Annotated in this window: 15 protein-coding genes; 10 read left to right on the top strand and 5 right to left on the bottom strand. The window is 68.8% G+C overall.

From position 1 onward, the window contains the following. Positions 1–72: 72 nt before the first annotated feature. The 4 genes from E1P53_RS03460 to E1P53_RS03475 form a co-directional block, all read right to left on the bottom strand. The gene (locus tag E1P53_RS03460; RefSeq protein WP_131733489.1) at positions 73–3,417 is read right to left on the bottom strand and encodes an ATP-binding protein; all 3,345 of its coding nucleotides are present in this window, start codon (positions 3,415–3,417) and stop codon (positions 73–75) included. Further along, entirely contained in the window at positions 3,414–4,280 is an 867-nt protein-coding gene (locus E1P53_RS03465) for a DUF4194 domain-containing protein (RefSeq protein ID WP_131733490.1), read from the bottom strand. Before E1P53_RS03465 ends, E1P53_RS03460 begins: the two co-directional genes overlap by 4 nt. Continuing rightward, the gene (locus tag E1P53_RS03470; protein ID WP_131733491.1) at positions 4,277–5,797 is read right to left on the bottom strand and encodes a DUF3375 domain-containing protein; all 1,521 of its coding nucleotides are present in this window, start codon (positions 5,795–5,797) and stop codon (positions 4,277–4,279) included. Before E1P53_RS03470 ends, E1P53_RS03465 begins: the two co-directional genes overlap by 4 nt. 133 nt (positions 5,798–5,930) lie before the next feature. Next, the gene (locus E1P53_RS03475) at positions 5,931–7,403 is read right to left on the bottom strand and encodes a GreA/GreB family elongation factor (RefSeq protein WP_131733492.1); all 1,473 of its coding nucleotides are present in this window, start codon (positions 7,401–7,403) and stop codon (positions 5,931–5,933) included. Positions 7,404–7,508: 105 nt separating this feature from the next. On the opposite strand from E1P53_RS03475, the gene E1P53_RS03480 reads away from it, so the two are divergent. After that, on the top strand, positions 7,509–8,624 hold the full coding sequence (locus tag E1P53_RS03480) for an alpha/beta hydrolase (protein WP_131733493.1): 1,116 nt from the start codon (positions 7,509–7,511) through the stop codon (positions 8,622–8,624). A gap of 34 nt (positions 8,625–8,658) precedes the next feature. Here the strand turns inward: E1P53_RS03480 and E1P53_RS03485 are convergent, their stop codons facing one another. Then, a complete protein-coding gene (locus E1P53_RS03485) occupies positions 8,659–9,345 on the bottom strand; it encodes a ZIP family metal transporter (protein WP_006899381.1) in 687 nt (228 codons plus the stop codon). A gap of 530 nt (positions 9,346–9,875) precedes the next feature. Here E1P53_RS03485 and E1P53_RS03490 point away from each other — a divergent pair. The 9 genes from E1P53_RS03490 to E1P53_RS03530 are packed head-to-tail and all read left to right on the top strand — an operon-like array spanning position 9,876 to position 18,527. Next, positions 9,876–10,400 (top strand): MSMEG_0572/Sll0783 family nitrogen starvation response protein, encoded by a 525-nt coding sequence (locus E1P53_RS03490; protein WP_006899382.1) that lies wholly within the window; start codon positions 9,876–9,878, stop codon positions 10,398–10,400. Positions 10,401–10,445: 45 nt separating this feature from the next. Further along, positions 10,446–11,342 carry a carbon-nitrogen hydrolase family protein gene (locus E1P53_RS03495; RefSeq protein WP_109237018.1) on the top strand — a complete coding sequence of 299 codons (897 nt, stop codon included), beginning with the start codon at positions 10,446–10,448 and terminating at the stop codon, positions 11,340–11,342. Next, complete coding sequence (locus E1P53_RS03500) at positions 11,335–11,664, top strand: MSMEG_0570 family nitrogen starvation response protein (RefSeq protein ID WP_131733494.1); 330 nt, start codon at positions 11,335–11,337, stop codon at positions 11,662–11,664. The genes E1P53_RS03495 and E1P53_RS03500 overlap by 8 nt, the downstream gene beginning before the upstream one ends. Then, entirely contained in the window at positions 11,661–12,932 is a 1,272-nt protein-coding gene (locus E1P53_RS03505; protein ID WP_131733495.1) for an MSMEG_0569 family flavin-dependent oxidoreductase, read from the top strand. The genes E1P53_RS03500 and E1P53_RS03505 overlap by 4 nt, the downstream gene beginning before the upstream one ends. A 42-nt stretch (positions 12,933–12,974) precedes the next feature. Next, positions 12,975–14,030: an MSMEG_0568 family radical SAM protein gene (locus E1P53_RS03510; RefSeq protein ID WP_131733496.1), complete on the top strand. Its 1,056-nt coding sequence runs from the start codon at positions 12,975–12,977 to the stop codon at positions 14,028–14,030. Between the two features lies 1 nt (position 14,031). Next, positions 14,032–15,471, top strand: a complete 1,440-nt coding sequence (locus tag E1P53_RS03515) for an MSMEG_0567/sll0787 family protein (RefSeq protein WP_131733497.1) — start codon at positions 14,032–14,034, stop codon at positions 15,469–15,471. A 40-nt stretch (positions 15,472–15,511) separates the two neighbouring features. After that, entirely contained in the window at positions 15,512–16,426 is a 915-nt protein-coding gene (locus E1P53_RS03520) for a carbon-nitrogen hydrolase family protein (RefSeq protein WP_131733498.1), read from the top strand. Continuing rightward, complete coding sequence (locus E1P53_RS03525) at positions 16,423–17,586, top strand: MSMEG_0565 family glycosyltransferase (protein ID WP_131733499.1); 1,164 nt, start codon at positions 16,423–16,425, stop codon at positions 17,584–17,586. Before E1P53_RS03520 ends, E1P53_RS03525 begins: the two co-directional genes overlap by 4 nt. Further along, on the top strand, positions 17,583–18,527 hold the full coding sequence (locus tag E1P53_RS03530) for a DMT family transporter (RefSeq protein ID WP_040526440.1): 945 nt from the start codon (positions 17,583–17,585) through the stop codon (positions 18,525–18,527). Before E1P53_RS03525 ends, E1P53_RS03530 begins: the two co-directional genes overlap by 4 nt. Positions 18,528–18,561: the final 34 nt, after the last annotated feature.

Below are 18,561 nucleotides of genomic sequence, written 5' to 3' on the forward strand. Positions count from 1 at the left end.
GGCCGTACTAGCCACGACGCTTTCCTCACAGACGATTCCCCACCTCGGTGACGTAACCGCAGGTGTCGTTCGCTACACCGACAACTGACTCCCCGACCGCCGCAACTCCGAAAACGCCTTGATCGTCGTCGACAGCGCCGATGCGGTCGGCCGGTTGTCCGGTCCGGCCTCGGTCTTCGACACCATCACCACGTTGTCGACGTACGGCTGGATCGTGCTGGTGTTCTGCACGGTGGCGACGATGATCAGCTGGAACCCGAACTTGCGGAACGCACTCAGCGCTTGCTGGGCGAACTGCGGGTCGGACTTGGAGAACGCCTCGTCGAGCATCAGCTGGGCGAAGATCGGCCGGTTGTCCTTGCCGTTCGGGCTGGCCAGGTTGAAGCTCAACGCACCGGCGAGGCAGAACGCCATCAACTTCTCCTGCTCACCGCCGGAGTTGTCGCCGGCGTTGGAGTAGGTGCGGATGATCTCGCCGGACTCGGCGTCGAGCTCCTCGCAGTAGAAGTCGAACCGGTTACGCACGTCGAGCGCGTCCCGCGTCCACTGACGGTCCTCCGGGGTGTTGCCGGCCAGACGCTCACGCAGCAGCAGGATGTCGGAGTACTGCTCCAGGATGGCCTGCTCGTCGCCAAAGCTGACGGCGGTCGCCCGGTTGGAGATCTGACGCGCCTTCTCGGTCAGCTCGTCCACCGCGGCGAGCTTCTTGCGGCCCGGCACCAACCGCAAGCGGGTGCCGCGGTTGAACGCCACCGCACCGAGGCCGGTGTTGACACGCTCGATCTGCTCGACGATGCGGCGTTCCTCGGCGTCGGCGGCCATGTGCAGGCCCAGGATCGCGCCCGGCGCCTGCTCGGTGATCAGGCGGCGCATCCGCTCGTAGGCGGCCGGCAGCTCGCGCTCGTCGATACGACGGCACACCGCGACGTAGTCGTGGATGCGCTCGTCGAAGTCGTCGCTGTCGTTGGGGATGGCGTCCGGGAACTCCTTGTCGTAGGTGTCCAGAATGCGAGCCAGCTCATCCCGCGAACGCCGTGCGTCCGAGCGCATCCGGTCACGCTCGCGGGCGCACGCCTTCATGATCTCCTGGCGGTACGGCTCCGGGTGCAGCACGTCGAGCGTCGCCGACAGGTCCTCGACGAAGCCGTCGAGGGTCTTCTCCGCCTGCGCGGAGATCGCCTCGGGCTTGAGCCGGTCGAGCAGATCGAGCAGCTGGGTGCGGCGCTCGTCGTGCTTGGCGATCTTGTCCCGCACCAGGGCAGCCTGCGAGATCGCGTGCCGCACCTGCTCCCACAGGTCCTCGGCCTTGCGCTGCAGCGCCTCGACGTCGGGGTTCTCCTCCATGAGGAGGTCGTACTGGTCGGTGAGCTGATCGACGCGATCGTCCACCGAGTCGACGTCGATCTCGTTCCACTGCGTGAACTGCTCGCACACCCGGCGGTAGGCGTCGCGGCGCTTCTCCTTGGCGGAGCGTTCGCGGTCGAGCTCGGCGCAGTCCTCGCGTGCGTCCTCGAAAGCCCGTTCCTCGTAGGCCAGTTCGTCGCGGAGGGCGGAGATCTTGGACTTGACGTCGCCCACGAAGATGTACTGCGACCGACGCAGCTGCTGGCGGTCGTCCTTGACGGCGAGCTTGGCCGAGTCCTTGCGCAGGCCCTGGTCGGTGACGGCCTTCGCGTGCTGACCGAACTCGTTGGGGCTGTCGACGCACATGTGGTTGCCCAGGCGTGCGAGGATCGTCATCGCCTCGGCGACGCACGGATGCTTCGGGTCGACGGGACGCAGCTTGGACGCCAGGGTGCCCGTCTCGATGTCGGGCATGGGCCGGGTCTCGGCTTGGTGCAGCTGGATCCGCCCGCGCATGTCGTGCGAGTTGACGAAGCGCAGGGCGGCGCGGAAGTGCTTGTCCGGCACGAGGAGTCGGAGTCCGGCGTTGCGCAGAACCTTCTCGACGGCCAGGCGCCAGCGTTCTTCGTCGGGGTCGAGCTCGACGAGCTCGGCGACGTACTTCAGCTCCGACTCGTCGATCTGCAGCGCGTGCGCGATCATGCGGCGCATCTCGTGCTCGGTGCGCGGCAGCGCGGAACCGGCGGCCTCGACTCGACTCAGCTCTTCTTGCGCGGTGTCGCGGCGGGTGCGTGCGGCGACCTCGCGCGCGAGCGCCTCGGCGTAGTGGGCGCGACCGGCCTCGAGCTGGTTGTCGAGTTTGGTGGCCTCTTCGAGGAGTTCCTCGCGCAACGACCAGAAGCCCTCGGCGTTGGTCGGGGGCGAGAAGCCGAGCGCGGAGATCTTGTCCTCGTAGGCGTTGCGTCGCGCGGTGACCTCGGTGCTGAGTTTCTGTGCGCCGCCGAGCTGCTCACGCAGCGGGGCGAGGTCGCCGGTCGACGTCGCGATGCGGGCCAGCAGCAGGCTGTGGTCCTGGCGCAGCTGGTCGTGCTGGGTGGTCAGCGCCGCGAGATCGCCGTCGAGGCGGGCGATCTGGTCGTCGAGGTCGGCGATCTCCGGCTCGGCGTTGCGGATCCGCAGGTTGTTCACGTACGCGCGAACGGTGGCGGAATCGATCGTGTCGAGCACGCTGAACGTGGCCGACTCCCCCGCGTACCGCTCGTGGATCTCCTCGATGTTGCCGAGGATGGTGCGCTTGCGGCGGGCGATGTCGAGCAACTCGCGGGCCTCCACGAGCGGGTCGATCTGCTCGAGCGCGTCGGAGATGCCCACGATGGACGTCGGGGCGTCGAGCATGAACTCCCGCACGAACTGCGCGAGACCGCCGACGCTCTTGAGCGACTTGGCCTTTCCCAGCAGCTGCTGCGCGGCCTCGGAAGCGCGGATGCCGATCAGCGAGTACAGCGTCGACAGGTACTTGCCCTCGCCGGGCCCGCCCTTCCAGCCGCGTTCGCGGAACTTGGCCGAGTTGTGGTTCGACGCGGCCCACTCATTGCAGACCTCGCGGATGTCGGCGTCGCCGTCGTAGATGAAGTACGCACTGTGGGCGTCGGTCATCTTCCCGGCGGCCAGCCACTTGAGGACCAGGCCGGTGATCGACGTGCCCGAGGTGGACGTGTAGGTGACGGCGATCGCCGCCCACGCGGGACCGGTGCCGCGCAGGTACATGATCTCGCGGTGCGCACCCGCGCCGTCGCGCTTCTCGCCCCAGGCGCCGCGCACGTACTTGCCGACGGTGCGCTTGCCGCTCGACGACCCGGCGGCGGTGGCGTCGCTCGAGGCGTTGAAGTTGCGGCGGTGGTCGGGCAGGAACGCCAGCGAGATCGCGTCCAGCAATGACGACTTACCGCTACCCGACGAGCCGGTGATCAGAGATCCGTTGGCGCTGAACGGGATCGAGTGATACCCGTCGAACACGCCCCAGTTGATCAGCTGCAACCGGGACAGGTGGTACTGGTCGACCTGCCCGCTCACCAGTCGTCTCCTTCGTCTCCGTAGGCGTCCGCGTCGTCAAAGTCCCGGCCGTCGTGATCACGGGCATCGTCGGCATCCGACTCGCCGGGATCGGCGGCGCCCTCCGGCGGCTCCTCCCCCGTGTCGCCGGAGCCGATGAACTGCTCGAACTGCTGTTGCAGATCGGTGATGACGGAGGCGGTCATGACCGCCGAGATCACCGGGCTGATCACGTAGGTGTCGGCGTCGTCGCGCTGCTTGCGCAGGAACTCCAGTTCCTCCATCTTGTCGATCGCGCGCTCGATGCGCTTGTCGAACAGGGCGAGGTCGCGGTCGATGGTGTTGGTGACGCCGGCGAAGAGCTCGTGGATCTCCTCGCGGGTGATCAGCACCGGCTCGTCGCGCGCGGCGCGGATGTACTTCGCCAGGTGCAGCGCCAGGATGGCGTCGTAGGTGTGGATGGTCTCGCGCTTGAGTATGCGCCGACCCCACCGGGACTCGTAGCCGGCCTGCTCGACGAACGCGACCTGCAGCTCGTCGACGATGCGCAGGCGCAGGTCCAGCTCAGAGAGGCGCACACGCAGCGCGTCCTGGTACTCGGCCACCCACGACCACAGCTGCGGCTGCCGGTCGCCGGAGATGTAGCGGCGGGTCAGCAGGTTCTGCAACGCCCAGCAGGCGCGGTCGGGCAGCTCGCTGACGTCGCCGTCGAAGCGCGGTGCGCTCGTGGCGTGCGACTGCGCGGCGGTCGCCGCGACGGTCGGCAGGTCGTCGAAGCCGGCGTACTCCGACGACAAGGCGTCGGTTTCCCGGGCCTCCGTCTCCGGGATTTCGGCATCGGCGGTCTCGGGACCCTCGTTGACGGTCTCGTCGGTGGTGGTCATTCGGCGTCGACCTCCGCAGTCGGAATCGGTTCGATGAACGTCAGGTCGGGGACGTCGATGACGTGGTCCTCCCCGACGAGGGACCGGAATCGCACGGTGGTCATCGGTATCTTCTCCCCCGGTTTCGCCTGTTTCTGCGCCCACGACCACAGCACGATGACGTGCGCGAGGTACGGCTCGTCGAGTCCCTCGATCACCTCGGTGAGCGGGACGGGACCGTCGGCGACGGCGCTGTTGACGGTCTCGGTGAGCTCGACGGTGTCGACCTGCCCGGTCAGCGACGCGAACGCGGAGAAGTCCGCGGCGTCGTGGGCCGCGGGCAGTGCCGGGGCGGGCGGCACGTGCTCGCGGATCTCGAAGGTCAGGCGGCCGATCGAGTTGACGGTCGGGGCGGCCAGCGGCAGCTCGTAGCCGAGGCGGCGGTCGGCGAGCGACGACTTGAGCAGCTCGTTGGCGGTGGCCAGCGCGTCGTTGAGCTGCCGGGCCAGGCCGCGGCTCTGCTCGAGCGTGCCCGACGCGACGAAGCGCCGGATACGACGCGCACACCGTTGCCGGGTGCGGCCGACCTCGGCCATCTGCTCGGAAACAATGCTGAAGAAGTTGTCCATCACCGACCGCAGTCCGGCGTCTATGCCCGGGAAGTTCTCGATGATGGTGTCGATGTCGGCCTGCAGGCGAGCACGCCGCTCCGGATCCTGGATCATCTGCACGAACGCCTGGTACGACGCCGACTGCGACGACTGCAGCAGCGCCTCGTAGTCGTCGAACAGCTGGCGCTGGCGGTCGCGGTAGGCGAGATCGGAGTCACCCGGGTCGTCGAGCAGCGCGGTGGTGATGCGGTCGAGCATCGCCCCGTACTGGCCGATGTCGGAGATGATCTGCTCCATCTGATAGGCGATGGCGCGGGCGGAGTCCTCGGCGACCCGCAGGTCCGGCGGCGGGCGGCGGCCGGCCTCGAGGTCGGCGAGCTCGGCGTCGAGCTCCTCCATCTGGGCCTCGATCTCCGAGCGGATCTGCTCGGGATCGTTGGTGACCTGCCCGGCGACGCGACGCAGCTCCGAGGCGATGCCGGTGATCGAGCCGCCGGTGGCCACCGAGTCCTCGCGGCGCTGGCGGCGCATGAAGTCCAGGACCGAGCGGGCCTCACTGGTGAGGTGGCAGATGTTGGGTGCGTTGGGGTCGCTGGTGTCGGTGACGCGGTGCAGCCAGCCCTGCCGCGCCCACAGCTTGACCAGTTCGAGGCCGGTGGGCTGGTCGTCGGAGAGTTCGAGCTGGGCGAGGTCGCGATCGAGGCGCATCGTCAGCTCGGGTTCGCTCATCTTGGCGCCGTAGTCCAGGTGGCGTTCCATCAAGGTGACGTAGAGAGCCGAGTTCGACGCCGCGAACAGCCGGACGGCCGCCGACTTCTGCAGCGAACGGTTCGCCTCGAGGGCGTCGTGCAGCGTGACCTGCGCAGATTCCGACGGCGCGGCAGCGCGCCCGACCTCGTGCTGAGCCGGGAAGGCAGAACTCTCCATCGCCGCCTCACGTGGATCTCGGGGACTACAGGACCCGAGGTAGTGTGCCACGTCCCGCAAACCGGGCATCAGTCTGGGCAGCGAGCAGAGTGGCAGTCGCCGCTCAGGTGTCCGCGCCCGGACAGTAGCCGCCCTACTCGCTGTAGCCGTATAGGAGCCTCGCAGCCGTTGCGTACTTGGCACTCAAGTCCTTGTGAACGCGGTCGATGTACTCCGCAGACTTCTGGTCAGGGTTGATCGCCCGTTCACTCGTGTGAAAAGTCGGGATCGATCTGATGCCGGCAACCGACCGCGGGGCGATCTCCCCCGCCAACAGCCCCCAGATTCGCTTCGCCACGACACCATTGAGGATCACGACTTCGATGTCGGGAGTCAGCGCGAGGAAATCCCGCAGCGCCAATGCAGCACGGCGGTCAGTATCGGTCGTCTGCGGATGAGGCTTTGGCCACGGGTACGCATTCCACGAAACTATGTCCGATACAGCGATACCGGCCTCCTTGAGGAAGAACTTCTGACGAGCAGCAGTCAGGTCCGCATTCTCGAGGCAGATCATGCCGGACCCATCAGTCTTGCCAAGGTCTGTCTTCGGGCCTGGGTCCTGCATGAGCGTCAAGAGTCTCGCCTTCACTCCGCCGTAGGTCGGCGCCACATACGGAATCAGTGTCTTGCGTTCAGTTCGCAGTCTGTCGACGTACTCATTGATGGACCTCACTTGTGGCTCGTATCGACGCCGGTACAAATCGTCTCGGTATGCCTTGTCCTTACAGCGCTGAAGTGACAGCGCTTCCGCCGCATTGGCCGCAGTCGGCACCTGCCGGGCTCCTCCTGTCTGGCGAGGAGGGCGACCACTCGGGTGCCTCTGGCCCTCTGCAAGCGGTGGCATTCGAAAGCCGGGTTCTACGCTCTCGACGACCAACGAAGCTCCGGCGGGCAGGTGAACCTTGTCACCGGCTCGACGACGCCTCACGGCCTGCCCCATCGGAGAGTCGTACGAGATGGTTTCGTACTCGGTGTCGGTGTGGCGCTCTGTGAGCACGAAGGTGTCGCGATGCCCGTCTAGGTATCGGACCGTCACGATCGAACCTGCCACCACCCAATCGTCGGTCGGGCCCCAAGCGGCGAGTTTGTCACGGTCAACGATGTACTGTTCGCGGCCGATGATGAGTCCACGCTGCCGCTCTTTCACTTGGCGGAGTCGCTGCTCGTACCGCCGATAATCGGCGAGGAGGTCACCGCCGTCTCGGCACTCAGCCAGCTTTTCCAGGAGTTCCTTCTCCTGCTTGGCAAGCTCTTCTGCCGCAATGTCGTACTGTTCCAGCTCCCGATCAAACCACACCGGCGTGGCGTCTCCGGGCGAAGTAACAGTCGCCGATTGCGTGGCGTCCGCACTATCTACCGCGTCCCCACCCGCCGCGCTGGCCTCCTCAACCGACAGGTCCGTCCCGGGTACATGATCGGTGTTGGCAGTCGCTCTCCTTGATTTCGGCTTCTTCGTTTGCCGCCGCCCAGAGTCTGGGCTGTCGGCGGCACGCTCGCGTATCGACGTCTTCAGAGTCTCCGCGACACGGTCCCGGAGCTCGCGAAGCAGACTACGAGGCTGTTCCATTCGTCGCATGGTAGTAACAGAACAAGGCATATGCGCTCCGATCCCGTCCAGGCTCAAGGACGGTTGGCGTGCGCTGGCGAAGCGACTCGCGTCTATTCTGAGCCAATGGTGATGGCTGATCGTCCCGAGGTCCAGACCGCGTCCGCTCCGCTGACGGCGTTGACTGTCATCGGCCTGGCCCAGAACATGCTGAACGGACTCGCCCGGGTTCCGTTCACGAAACCGTGGTCCGGCCCGTCCGGCCTGCTCGACAACATCGGCCAGGCGGTCACGCGCCAGTCCATCCGGTCGTTCATGGGCTACTCGGCGGGACTGCCCATCGAGGAGTTCCGGTCGATGGAGAAGATCCTCGATCAGATCTGCCGCGTCGTGATGCCGCCCTTCGTCGAGTTCACCGACGGAGTGGAACTCACCGACGACACCGTCGGCGGAATCCCCGGCCTGTGGTGCCGCGCCAAGGCGTCGACCGACGCCTATGTGGAGGACGACGACGACAAGCAGGCGATCGGCGCGACGATCCTTTACCTGCACGGCGGCGGGTACGTCGGAACGACCCCGATGATGTACGCGTCGTTCGCGTCGTCGCTGGTGAAGATCACCGGCTTCGAGGTGTTCATCCCCGACTACCGGATGGCCCCCGAATTCCCCTATCCCGCAGGCGTTCTCGACGCCGCGGAGGTGTACAAGGACCTCATCGGGCGCGGGGTGACGCCGGATCACATCATCGTCGCCGGCGACTCGGGCGGCGGCGGGCTCGCGGCGTCGCTGGTCTCCTACCTGCATTCGGAGGGCATGCCGAAGCCGGCCGCACTCGCCCTGTTCTCCCCCGAGATCGACCTCGACCTCGACCATCCGTCGGTCACCGAGAACGCCAAGCTCGACGTGCTGCCGTGGAACATCCCGGTCACCCCCTACCTCCACGGCATCCAGCCGAACGACGAGCGGGTGTCACTGACCAACGCCGATCCGGATCCGGAGTGGGTTCCGCCCACCTTCATCTGCTGGGGGCAGGACGAGATGTTCCGCGACGGCATCCGGGAGTTCGCGGCACGGCTCAAGGAAGCCGGGGTCCCGACCCACACGATCGAGGAGCGCGGCATGTTCCATGTCTTCCCGATCCTCATGCCCTGGGCAGAGGCGTCGAAGCGGGTGTTCCGCGCGCTGCACGAGCTCGCCCAGGAGCACGTCACCACCGACCCGGCCGCGATTCAGACACACTGACACTCGCAGGACGATCTCCGAGGCCTCGTATCTATCAGGCCAGGACGAACGCGAGCAGGAAGCCACCAGCCGTCGCCAGTCCGACCCACCAGCCGCCCTCGCGGTAGGCCTCCGGCATCAGGCCGTTGGCGAGCACGCCGAGCGTCGCGCCGCCGGCGAAGGCCTGGACGACGCTGGTGGCGGTCGGCGAGGTGAACCCGGAGACCGCGGACCCGCCGACGGTGACGCCGGCGAGGATCGCGGCGGTCGTCATCCAGAGGATCAGGGCCGAGCGGATCGAGGCGTCGTGCTCCCGGCGCATCAGAGACGCCCCGCTGACCGCTTCCGGGACGTTGCCGACCGCGATCGCCACCACGAGGACGATCGAACCGCCCGCGCTCAGCGACACACCGAGGGCCGTGTTCTCGGGCACGCCGTCGAGGAAGACCCCGAGCATGAGCGCCGGGCCGATCGCACTGGAGGAGAGCCGGGTCTCGACGAGATGGTCGGCGAGCACGTAGACGGCCGTCCCGAGGAACAGCGCCGGCCCCGCGAGGCCGATCCCCGCCTGGGCGAAGGCCGGCTGGAAGAGCTCGGAGGAGACCGCGGCGATCATGGTGCCCGCACCGAATGCCATCAGCGTCGCGAGGAGACGTGCGGGGAGGTCCCAGCGCAGCCCCACGGCGGCGCCGATCGCGATCGGCACGGCGGTCGCGAGTCCGTAGATGATGGCGGTCAGCATGGCTGCGCTTTCGATCGTGGGTTCGGATGGGCGCGGGGAAGCAGTCGCAACGGACGCGTGAACGAGCCTGGATGGGTAAGGGCACCCGACAGCGCGCGGAACTGTCCGATTCGCGACACTCGAGCGCCGGTTCGCCGGATTCCGCACCGAACAGGTCACAAATTTGCGGGATCCCGCACTCGACCTGAGGCCGGACAGAGGATATGCTGACTTATGTCCGATGGACCGGTCAGACCCCCGACCCGACCGGTTCGTCGGACATTTATTTTGCGCGCGACCGGTCGGGTCCCTGCGCGGGCATTCCTGCTGATGTGCCCGACGGCCATGTTTCGCGGATCCCGTGTCGATTTAGTCCGGCGGTAACCACCCGGTAATCGACGAGCGGTGAACTGGTCCCTGTAGCGCAGACAGCTACTCATCGAGATCGACGTCTTACGATCCACCTTCTCTCCCGGGCAGCGCCGCCCGATCGGCCTTTCTCCCTCACGCCGCCCACGTGTTGCGGCGTCGTCATGTCTTCAGGAGTTCCCGTGCCCTCTTTCGACGAAACCATCACCGCGAACATCGAGGCCTCGCTGGCGGAGATCCCGCACCCTTCGCTGCCGAAGGGCTCGAACATCTACGGCGGCACCAAGATCTTCCCCGACTACCAGGCCGAGAACGGCGAGAGCTACTTCACGCTGGTGCACGGCATCGCGCACGAGTCGTCGGTGTCGTTCGTGGCGGTCCTGCAGGCCACCCGCGCACTGCGCAAGGGCTTCGAGTCGGCCATGTACTTCTACGGTCCCGGCGCGATCAATTGCCTTGCCACACGCGGATTTCCGACGACCGGCGACTCCGGCTTCCCCGGTGAGCAGAACATCAACAACGCGCTCGAGACCTTCATCGCCGAGGGCGGCACGGTGTTCTGCTGTCGATTCGGCCTGGCCCTGCACGGCGGTCGCGAGGAGGACCTGATCGAGGGCGTCATCCCCGCGCACCCGCTCGACGTGCAGGACGCGATCATCCATTACGCCCGCAAGGGAGCGATCATCAACTCGACGTACATGGTCTGAGCGACACCACGATTCGACAATGATCACCGACCCTGGGGAACGCCCATGACCATCATCGGATCCGTCGCGGCGAATTTCACCCGCGACCTGGAACAGAACTACGTGACGATCGAGCAGTATGTCGCCGAGGCGCGTGCGAGCGGCGTCGACTTCCTGGTCTTCCCGGAGGCGGCGATCGGCGGCTACCTCTCGTCGCTCGGCAACCACGGCGACACCCGCAAGACCAGTGCCCGGTCGCTGCCGCCGGCCATCACCCTCGACGGACCCGAGCTCGCCCGGGTGCAGTCCATCGTCGGGGATCTGGTGGTGGCGATCGGGTTCTGCGAGCTCGGCGAGGACGGTGAGACCCGCTACAACGCGGCCGCAGTCCTCGACGGCGACCGCGTCTACGGCAGCTACCGCAAGGTGCACCAACCGCTCGGCGAGAACATGTCGTACTCGTCGGGCACCGGATACGACGTGTTCGACACGCCGGTCGGACGCGTCGGGCTCCAGATCTGTTACGACAAGGCCTTTCCCGAGGCCGCCCGGATCATGGCGCTCGAGGGCGCGGAGATCATCGCGAGCCTCTCGGCATGGCCGGCGGCCCGCACCGCGACCGCCGAGAACCTGCAGGAGGACCGGTGGACCTACCGGTTCAACCTCTTCGACACCGCCCGCGCCCTGGAGAACCAGGTGTTCTGGGTGGCGTCGAACCAGTCGGGGACGTTCGGCTCGCTGCGGTACGTGGGTAACGCGAAAATCGTCGACCCGGGCGGAAACATCCTCGCCACAACGCTTCTCGGCAGCGGCATGGCCGTCGCCGAGATCGACGTCGCGTCGGCGTTCACCACGATGCGGGCCGGGATGTTCCACCTGCGGGACCGCCGGCCCGAGGTGTACGGACCGATCACCGAACCACAGGGCGCCGATGTCGCCTGGATGGAGTTGGCCCATGCCTGAGATGACACTGCAGGTGCGCTGGCCCGACGGGATCCTCCGCCAGTACTACTCCCCCAGCCTCGTGCTCCACGACCACCTGGCCCCGGGCACGTATCGGGTCGACGACTTCACGACCCGCGCCTGTGCCGGACTCCGGGAGGCCGGCGAGCGGGTGAAGGCCACGTTCGGCTTCGCCTGCACCTCGGCGGCCGCGTCGTCCGAGGCGATCGTCAACGACTCACGACGGCATCCGGCGTCGGCGGAGGTCGTGGTGGTGACCATGTACCCGCCGCTGACGGAACCGAGCCGCGAGACCGCGCGACAGGCACAGGAGGCGTCATGAGCACACATGTGCCGGTCGTCGTGATCGGCGGTGGTCAGGCCGGGCTGTCGGTGAGCTGGTACCTCGGCCGGTCCGGCATCGAGCACCTCGTCGTCGAGGCCGGGACCGCCGTCCACGCGTGGGCCGACAAGCGTTGGGACAACTTCACTCTCGTCACCCCGAACTGGCATTGCCGACTCCCCGGCTACACCTACGCCGGACCGGACCCGGACGGGTTCATGACCCGCGACGAGGTCGTCGCGTGGCTCCGGGGATGGCTGGAGACCTTCGACGCGCCGCTGGTCGAGCACACGACCGTCACCCGCCTGTGCCGGATCGACGGGAACCGCTTCGAGCTGACGCTGGACGGACCCGACGGGGCCGACACCGTTACCTGCGACCAGGCGGTCATCGCGACCGGCGGGTACCCGCTGCCGGTGATCCCGCCGTTCGCGCCGGTACTCGATCCGGGCGTCCACCAGATCCACTCCGAGCAGTATTTCAACCCGGAGCAACTGCCCGACGGCGCGGTCCTGGTCGTCGGAACCGGCCAGTCCGGCACCCAGATCGCCGAGGACCTGCACCTCGCGGGACGACAGGTGCACCTGGCGGTCGGGAACGCCCCGCGCGTGGCCCGCACCTACCGCGGGCGCGACTGCATGACGTGGCTGGCGGACATGGGCCTCTACGACACACCGACCCAGGAGTACCCGGGCGGACGAGCCGCGCAGGAGAAGACCAACCACTACGTCACCGGGCGCGACGGCGGCCGCGACATCGACCTGCGGGCGTTCGCGCTCGACGGCATGAAGCTGTACGGGATGCTCACCGACGGCAAGGACTCCACGCTGCGGTTCGCGCCGACGCTCACCGAATCGCTCGACAAGGCCGATGCCGTCTACAACTCGATCTGCGGCGACATCGACCGCTACATCGACGCCAGGGGCATCGACGCCCCGCCGCCGTCGCGTTACGAACCGGTGTGGACACCGCCCGAGGACCCCGCCGAGCTCGATCTCGCGGCCGCGGGGATCACGTCGATCATCTGGGCCATCGGATACCGCCCCGACTACCGGTGGATCGAGGCGAGTGCGTTCGACGGCGCCGGCCGACCCATGCAGACCCGGGGGATCACCGAGGTCCCGGGATTGAGCTTCATCGGCCTGCCGTGGATGCACACCTGGGGATCGGGGCGGTTCCTCGGCATCGACCGCGACGCGCGGTACGTGGCCGAGCACATCGTCGCGAGCCTCGGCGAGAGCCGGCCGAGGCTGGCCGCCGCCCAGTAGTCCGGCCCGGAAGACCTGAGACCACCTCCACGAGGAGCACCCATGACTGTTTCCACGAGAGTCGATCTGGCCCTGCTCGGTATCCGGGGAGAACCGCCCGTGCAACGCACGGGCGGGGCCGGACCCAGCGACGACGGCCACCTGATGATCGACGGGCTGCACGCCGCGATCCCGCGGAACCCGCAGAGCCCCTATGTCTTCGACGGCAACCGCGTGCTCTACGACGGCGCGGACGTCGGGATCGACGTCGAGGCGATCGGCCGGCCGCGGTTCTACGACCTGCAGACCGCCGACGGCATCGGCTACGAGAAGATCGCCCGGCTGCACGGACGCGACGTCCTCGCGACCACCGTCGTGCAGACGTGCATCCGGTACGACGAGTCGCAGCGGTGTCGGTTCTGCTCGATCGAGGAGTCGCTGAGGTCGGGCTCGACGATCGCGGTGAAGAAGCCCGACCAGCTGGCCGAGGTGGCGCGCGCCGCGGTGGACCTCGACGGCGTGACGCAGATGGTCATGACCACCGGCACCACCAACGGCCGCGACCGCGGAGCCCGCCACCTCGCGCGATGCGTCCGCGCGGTCAAGGCGGCCGTCCCCGGCCTCCCGATCCAGGTGCAGTGCGAACCGCCTGCCGAGCACGCCGTCATCACCGAACTCCGCGACGCCGGGGCCGATGCGATCGGCATCCACGTCGAATCGCTCGACGACGACGTGCGCCGGCGGTGGATGCCCGGCAAGTCGACCGTTCCGCTGTCGGAGTACCGGGCCGCGTGGGAGGAGGCGGTGCGCGTCTTCGGGCGCAACCAGGTGTCGACATACCTGCTCGTCGGTCTCGGTGAGAACCCCGACGAGCTGATCGCCGGGGCGAAGGAGCTCGCCGACATGGGCGTCTACCCGTTTGTCGTGCCGTTCCGCCCGCACGCCGGCACGCTCGCCGTCGACGTCGACAAGGCGTCGGGGCCGGACCCGGCGGTCCTCGAGAAGGTCAGCCGCGAGGTCGCGTCGTACCTGCACCTGATCGGCATGTCGGGGGCCGATCAGCGCGCCGGGTGCGCCGCCTGCGGGGCGTGCAGCATCCTGCCGACGGTGGGTGGGTGAGATGGACAGAGCACTCGGCCTGCGCGGCGAGCTGTCGATCCTCGCGGGTCGCCGCCACGCCGACCCCCGCCCCGACTTCCTGATCACCGTCGCCGAGACGTCCGCCGAACACGCGGCATACCGGCGGCTGCGGCACCTGGAGTTCGTCGAACGACAACAGCTGTTCCCCCACTCCGACCTCGACGACACCGACCACGACCCGGCCGCCGTGGTGCTCGTCGCCACGCTGCACGACGGGACCATCGTCGGTGGGGTGCGGGTGGCGCCGGTGCGCTGGAATTCCTCGACCGAGGACATCGGCTGGTGGTTCGGCAGCAGGCTCGTCGTCGCCGACCACCGCCACGCCGCCGGGATCGGGCCCGCGCTCGTCCGCGCCGCGTGCGCCCTCGTCGAACAGCAGGGCGCGGTGCGGTTCGACGCCACGGTGCAGGATCGGTACGCGCCGATGTTCCGGCGCCTCGGCTGGGTCGACGTCGGAGCGGGCGGGGTGATCGCCGGCCGGGCGCATCGCGAGATGCGGTGGCCGATCGACCGCATCCAGCGGACCGTCGACGGCACCAAAGCGGTTCTTGCGGAGGCGCTCGCACCCTTCGCCGATCAGGACGGCGGCCTCGGCGCGTCGGGCTTCCGCGGTGACGACGGTGTGCCGCTGCCCGGAACCGACGTCATCGCCGCGTGCGACGCGATCATCCCGTCGATGATCGAACGGGATCCCGAATGGGCCGGATGGTGTTCGGTGCTCGTCAACGTCAACGATCTCTCGGCGATGGGCGCCCGTCCGATCGGGTTGCTCGACGCGGTGGGAGCACCCACCACCTCGCACCTGACGAGGATCATCCGCGGGATCTCCGCCGCCGCGCGGGCCTGGCGCACACCGGTTCTCGGCGGGCACACGCAGGTCGGGGTGCCGTCGGCCCTGTCGGTGACCGCGCTGGGGACCACGCCTGCTCCCCTGCGCGCCGGCGGCGGCGCCGTCGGGGACACGGTCACCCTGCACGCCGACCTCGGCGGATCATGGCGACCCGGCTACCACGACCGCCAGTGGGATTCGACGAGCTCGCGGTCGAGCGACGAATTGTGCGCCATGGCCGGTCATCTCGCACGGGTCGCGCCGGCGGCCGCGAAGGACGTCAGCATGGCCGGCATCGCCGGCACGCTCGGCATGCTCGCCGAGGCGTCGGGCACGGGCGCCGAACTCGACGTGACCGCCCTCCCCCGTCCCCGCGACGCGTCGATGGGCGCCTGGCTCACCTGCTTCCCCGGATACGCGATGCTCAGCGCCGACCGTCCCGGACGAGGCGCCGGCGTCGCGGCGCCGGAGACGCTGACGATCGCCGACTGCGGACGCCTCACCGCCGAACCGGGCGTGCGGCTGCGCTGGCCCGACGGCGAGGTGAGCGTCGCGGTGGACTCGACCGTCACCGGGCTGGGGGTCGCGTGACCCGCCGTTCGTGCTGCGGCGTGAGCACGTCCCGACGGTCATGAGCGGCATCGTCACGCTCGGTGCGCTCGCCGGGCACTTCGGCCGCGACGTCGAACGCGGCGTCGCCAAGGCGGTCGGGATCGTCGAGGCCGCACGCCGCGACGGCGTCGACCTGCTGGTCTGCCCGGACGCGACCATCGGCGGCTATCTCGGGGACCTGCGGTGCCCGAACCCCGCCGAGCTGCCGCCCGCGCTGAGTCCCGACGGGCCCGAGCTGGCGGCGATCATCGCCGCGGCCGGGTCGATGACCGTGTGCATCGGCTACACCGAGGCCGACGGCGACCGGCGGTACAACACCGCGGTGTGCGTGTCCGGCGACGGCATCCTCGGCACCCACCGCAAGGTGCATCAGCCTGCGGGCGAGTCCCTCGCGTATGCGGCGGGAGATGCGTTCGGCGCCTTCGACACCCCGGTCGGGCGGATCGGGATGCTCATCGACTACGACAAGACGTTCCCCGAGTCGGCGCGCACGCTCGCACTCGACGGTGCGCGGATCATCGCCGCGTTGTCGGCGTGGCCGGCAAGTGTCACCGACCGGGCGGCCCGTCTGCCCGCGGACCGGCAGGCCCGGCTGTTCGACCTCTACGACTGCGCCCGGGCCGCGGAGAACCAGGTCTTCGTCGTGTCGTCGAACCAGACCGGGGTGATGGGCTCACTGCGGTTCCTCGGCCAGGCGAAGGTCGTCGGGCCCGGCGGGGACATCCTCTCCACGACCCGGTCGAAGGGCGGGCTCGCGACGGCGACCGTCGACGTCGACGGCGAGATCGCCCGCGCCCGACGCGTGCTGAACCACCTCGACGAGCTGCGGCCGGACACCTACCGCGCCCTGTGCGCGCCCACACCGGCGTCGTCTGCCTCGTCGTCTCCCGCGCTCTCACCGCAGGCGGAGTCCGGGGTGCCGGACCTATCATGACGCGGGTGAACTCCCCCACGCCGCGGGTCGCGCTGCTGACCTACTCGACCAAGCCGCGCGGCGGCGTGGTGCACACCCTCGACCTCGCCGAGGCGATGGCCGCCCTCGGTGTCGACGTGACGGTGTGGTCGCTGGCGCGCGGCGGCGACGCGGGATTCTTCCGGGATGTCGACCCGGCGGTGACGCTGCGACTGGTCCCGTTCGCCGACCGCGACGGCGAGTCGATCACCGAGCGCATCGTCCGCTCCATCGACACCCTGCGCGAGGCCTTCGAGCCGGACGCCTACGACATCGTCCACGCACAGGACTGCATCAGCGCCAACGCCGTCGGCACCTGCATCCGCACGATCCACCACCTCGATCAGTTCACGACACCGGTCCTCGTCGAATGCCACGCGAAGGCCGTCGTCACTCCGTACGCGCGGATCTGCGTCTCGCGAGCCGTGGCGCAGGAGGTCGAGGAGGGGTGGCGCCTGTCCCCGACCGTCATTCCCAACGGCGTTGCCTACCAACGGTTCGCCGCCGCCGCGTCGGATGACCCCGCAGCCGTCGAGGCGCGACGACGCTGGTCGGACCGGCTCGGCGACTATGTGCTGGCCGTCGGCGGGATCGAGCCTCGCAAGGGCAGCATCGACCTGCTCGATGCGTATGCGCTGCTGCGCAAGCGGCATCCCGAGCTGACGCTCGTCTTCGCCGGCGGAGAGACGTTGTTCGACTATCGCGACTACCGCGCCGAGTTCGACCGTCGCCGGGCCGAACTCGACGTCGAGCCGATCGTGCTCGGCAACGTGCCCGACGACGACCTGCCGTCGCTGGTCGCCGCATGCCGGGTGTTCGCGTTCCCGTCGGTCAAGGAGGGTTTCGGCCTGGCAGCCATGGAAGCGCTCGCGGCGGGAAGGCCGGTCGTCGTGCGAGAGTTGCCGATCCTGCGGGAGGTGTTCGCCGACACCGTCACCTACGCGTCGACCGTGCCCGAGCTGGCGGACGCGCTGGAGGCGGCGCTGACGCCGGATTGCGGACGCGCCGAGGCCGGGCGGGCCCTGGCGTCGTCGCTGACGTGGGAGGACGCGGCGCGTCGGCACCTGGAGTTCTACGCGCGTCACCCCATGCCCCGCGATGCGCCCACCGCGGAAGACGGTCCCGTCGTCGGTTCGAGATGAGCACGCGCGCAGGCGCATCGGAGCGCCTCGGGATGATCCTGGTGATGGTCACCGCGTGCCTGTGGGGCACGTCGGGCACCGCGGCGGCTCTCGCACCCGCGCTCAGCGCGGTCACGGTCGGGGCGGTCGCGATGGGCGGCGGCGGACTGCTCCAGGCGCTGGCCAACACCGGGGAGATCCGGGCGGCGTGGCGGTCGCTGCTCGCGCGGTGGCCGACCCTCCTGGCGGGCGGCGTCTGCGTGTTCGTCTACCCGCTGTGCTTCTTCGGGTCGATGCGGATCGGCGGCGTGGCGCTCGGCACCGTGGTGTCGCTGGCGTCGGCGCCGTTGTTCTCCGCAGCCGTCGAGCGGGTCGTCGAAGGCCGGGCGTTGTCGACCCGGTGGGCGGTGGCGTGCCTGCTCGGGATCGCCGGAACGGTGGCGCTCGCGCTCTCGCGCAGCGAGTCCTCGCACGCCGACGACCTGCCGGGCGATCACGCGTCGGCGTGGGGCGTCGTCCTGGGCCTGCTCGCGGGTCTGACGTATGCGGGCTTCTCGTATGCGATGCGCCGCCTCATGAACGACGGGGTTCCGCGCGGCGCGGCCGCGGGCGGCGTCATGGGACTCGGCGGCGCCCTGCTGCTCCCGGTCGCGGCGTTCTCGATCCCGTCGATCGCCGATCATCCGGACACGCTGCTGGTCCTGGCGTATCTCGTGCTCGTCCCCCAGTTCCTGGGTTACGTGTTCTTCAGTCGCGGGCTCAAGTTCGTGGACAGCTCCACCGCCACCACGATCACGCTCATCGAACCGGCGGTCGCGACGATGCTGGCGGTCGTGGTGCTGGCCGAACCGATCACCGTCGTCGGCTGGATCGGGATCGGTGTGCTGGCGGTGGCGCTGGTCGTGTTGATGGCGCCCGCGCGGCGTCGGCCATCGGATAGCGTCGGACGCGCAAGGACGTGAAGCGCGGCGATCGCGCCGCGGACGAGGAGGTCGA

The organism is Gordonia paraffinivorans, assembly GCF_900683595.1.
Taxonomy (GTDB): Bacteria; Actinomycetota; Actinomycetes; order Mycobacteriales; family Mycobacteriaceae; genus Gordonia; species Gordonia paraffinivorans.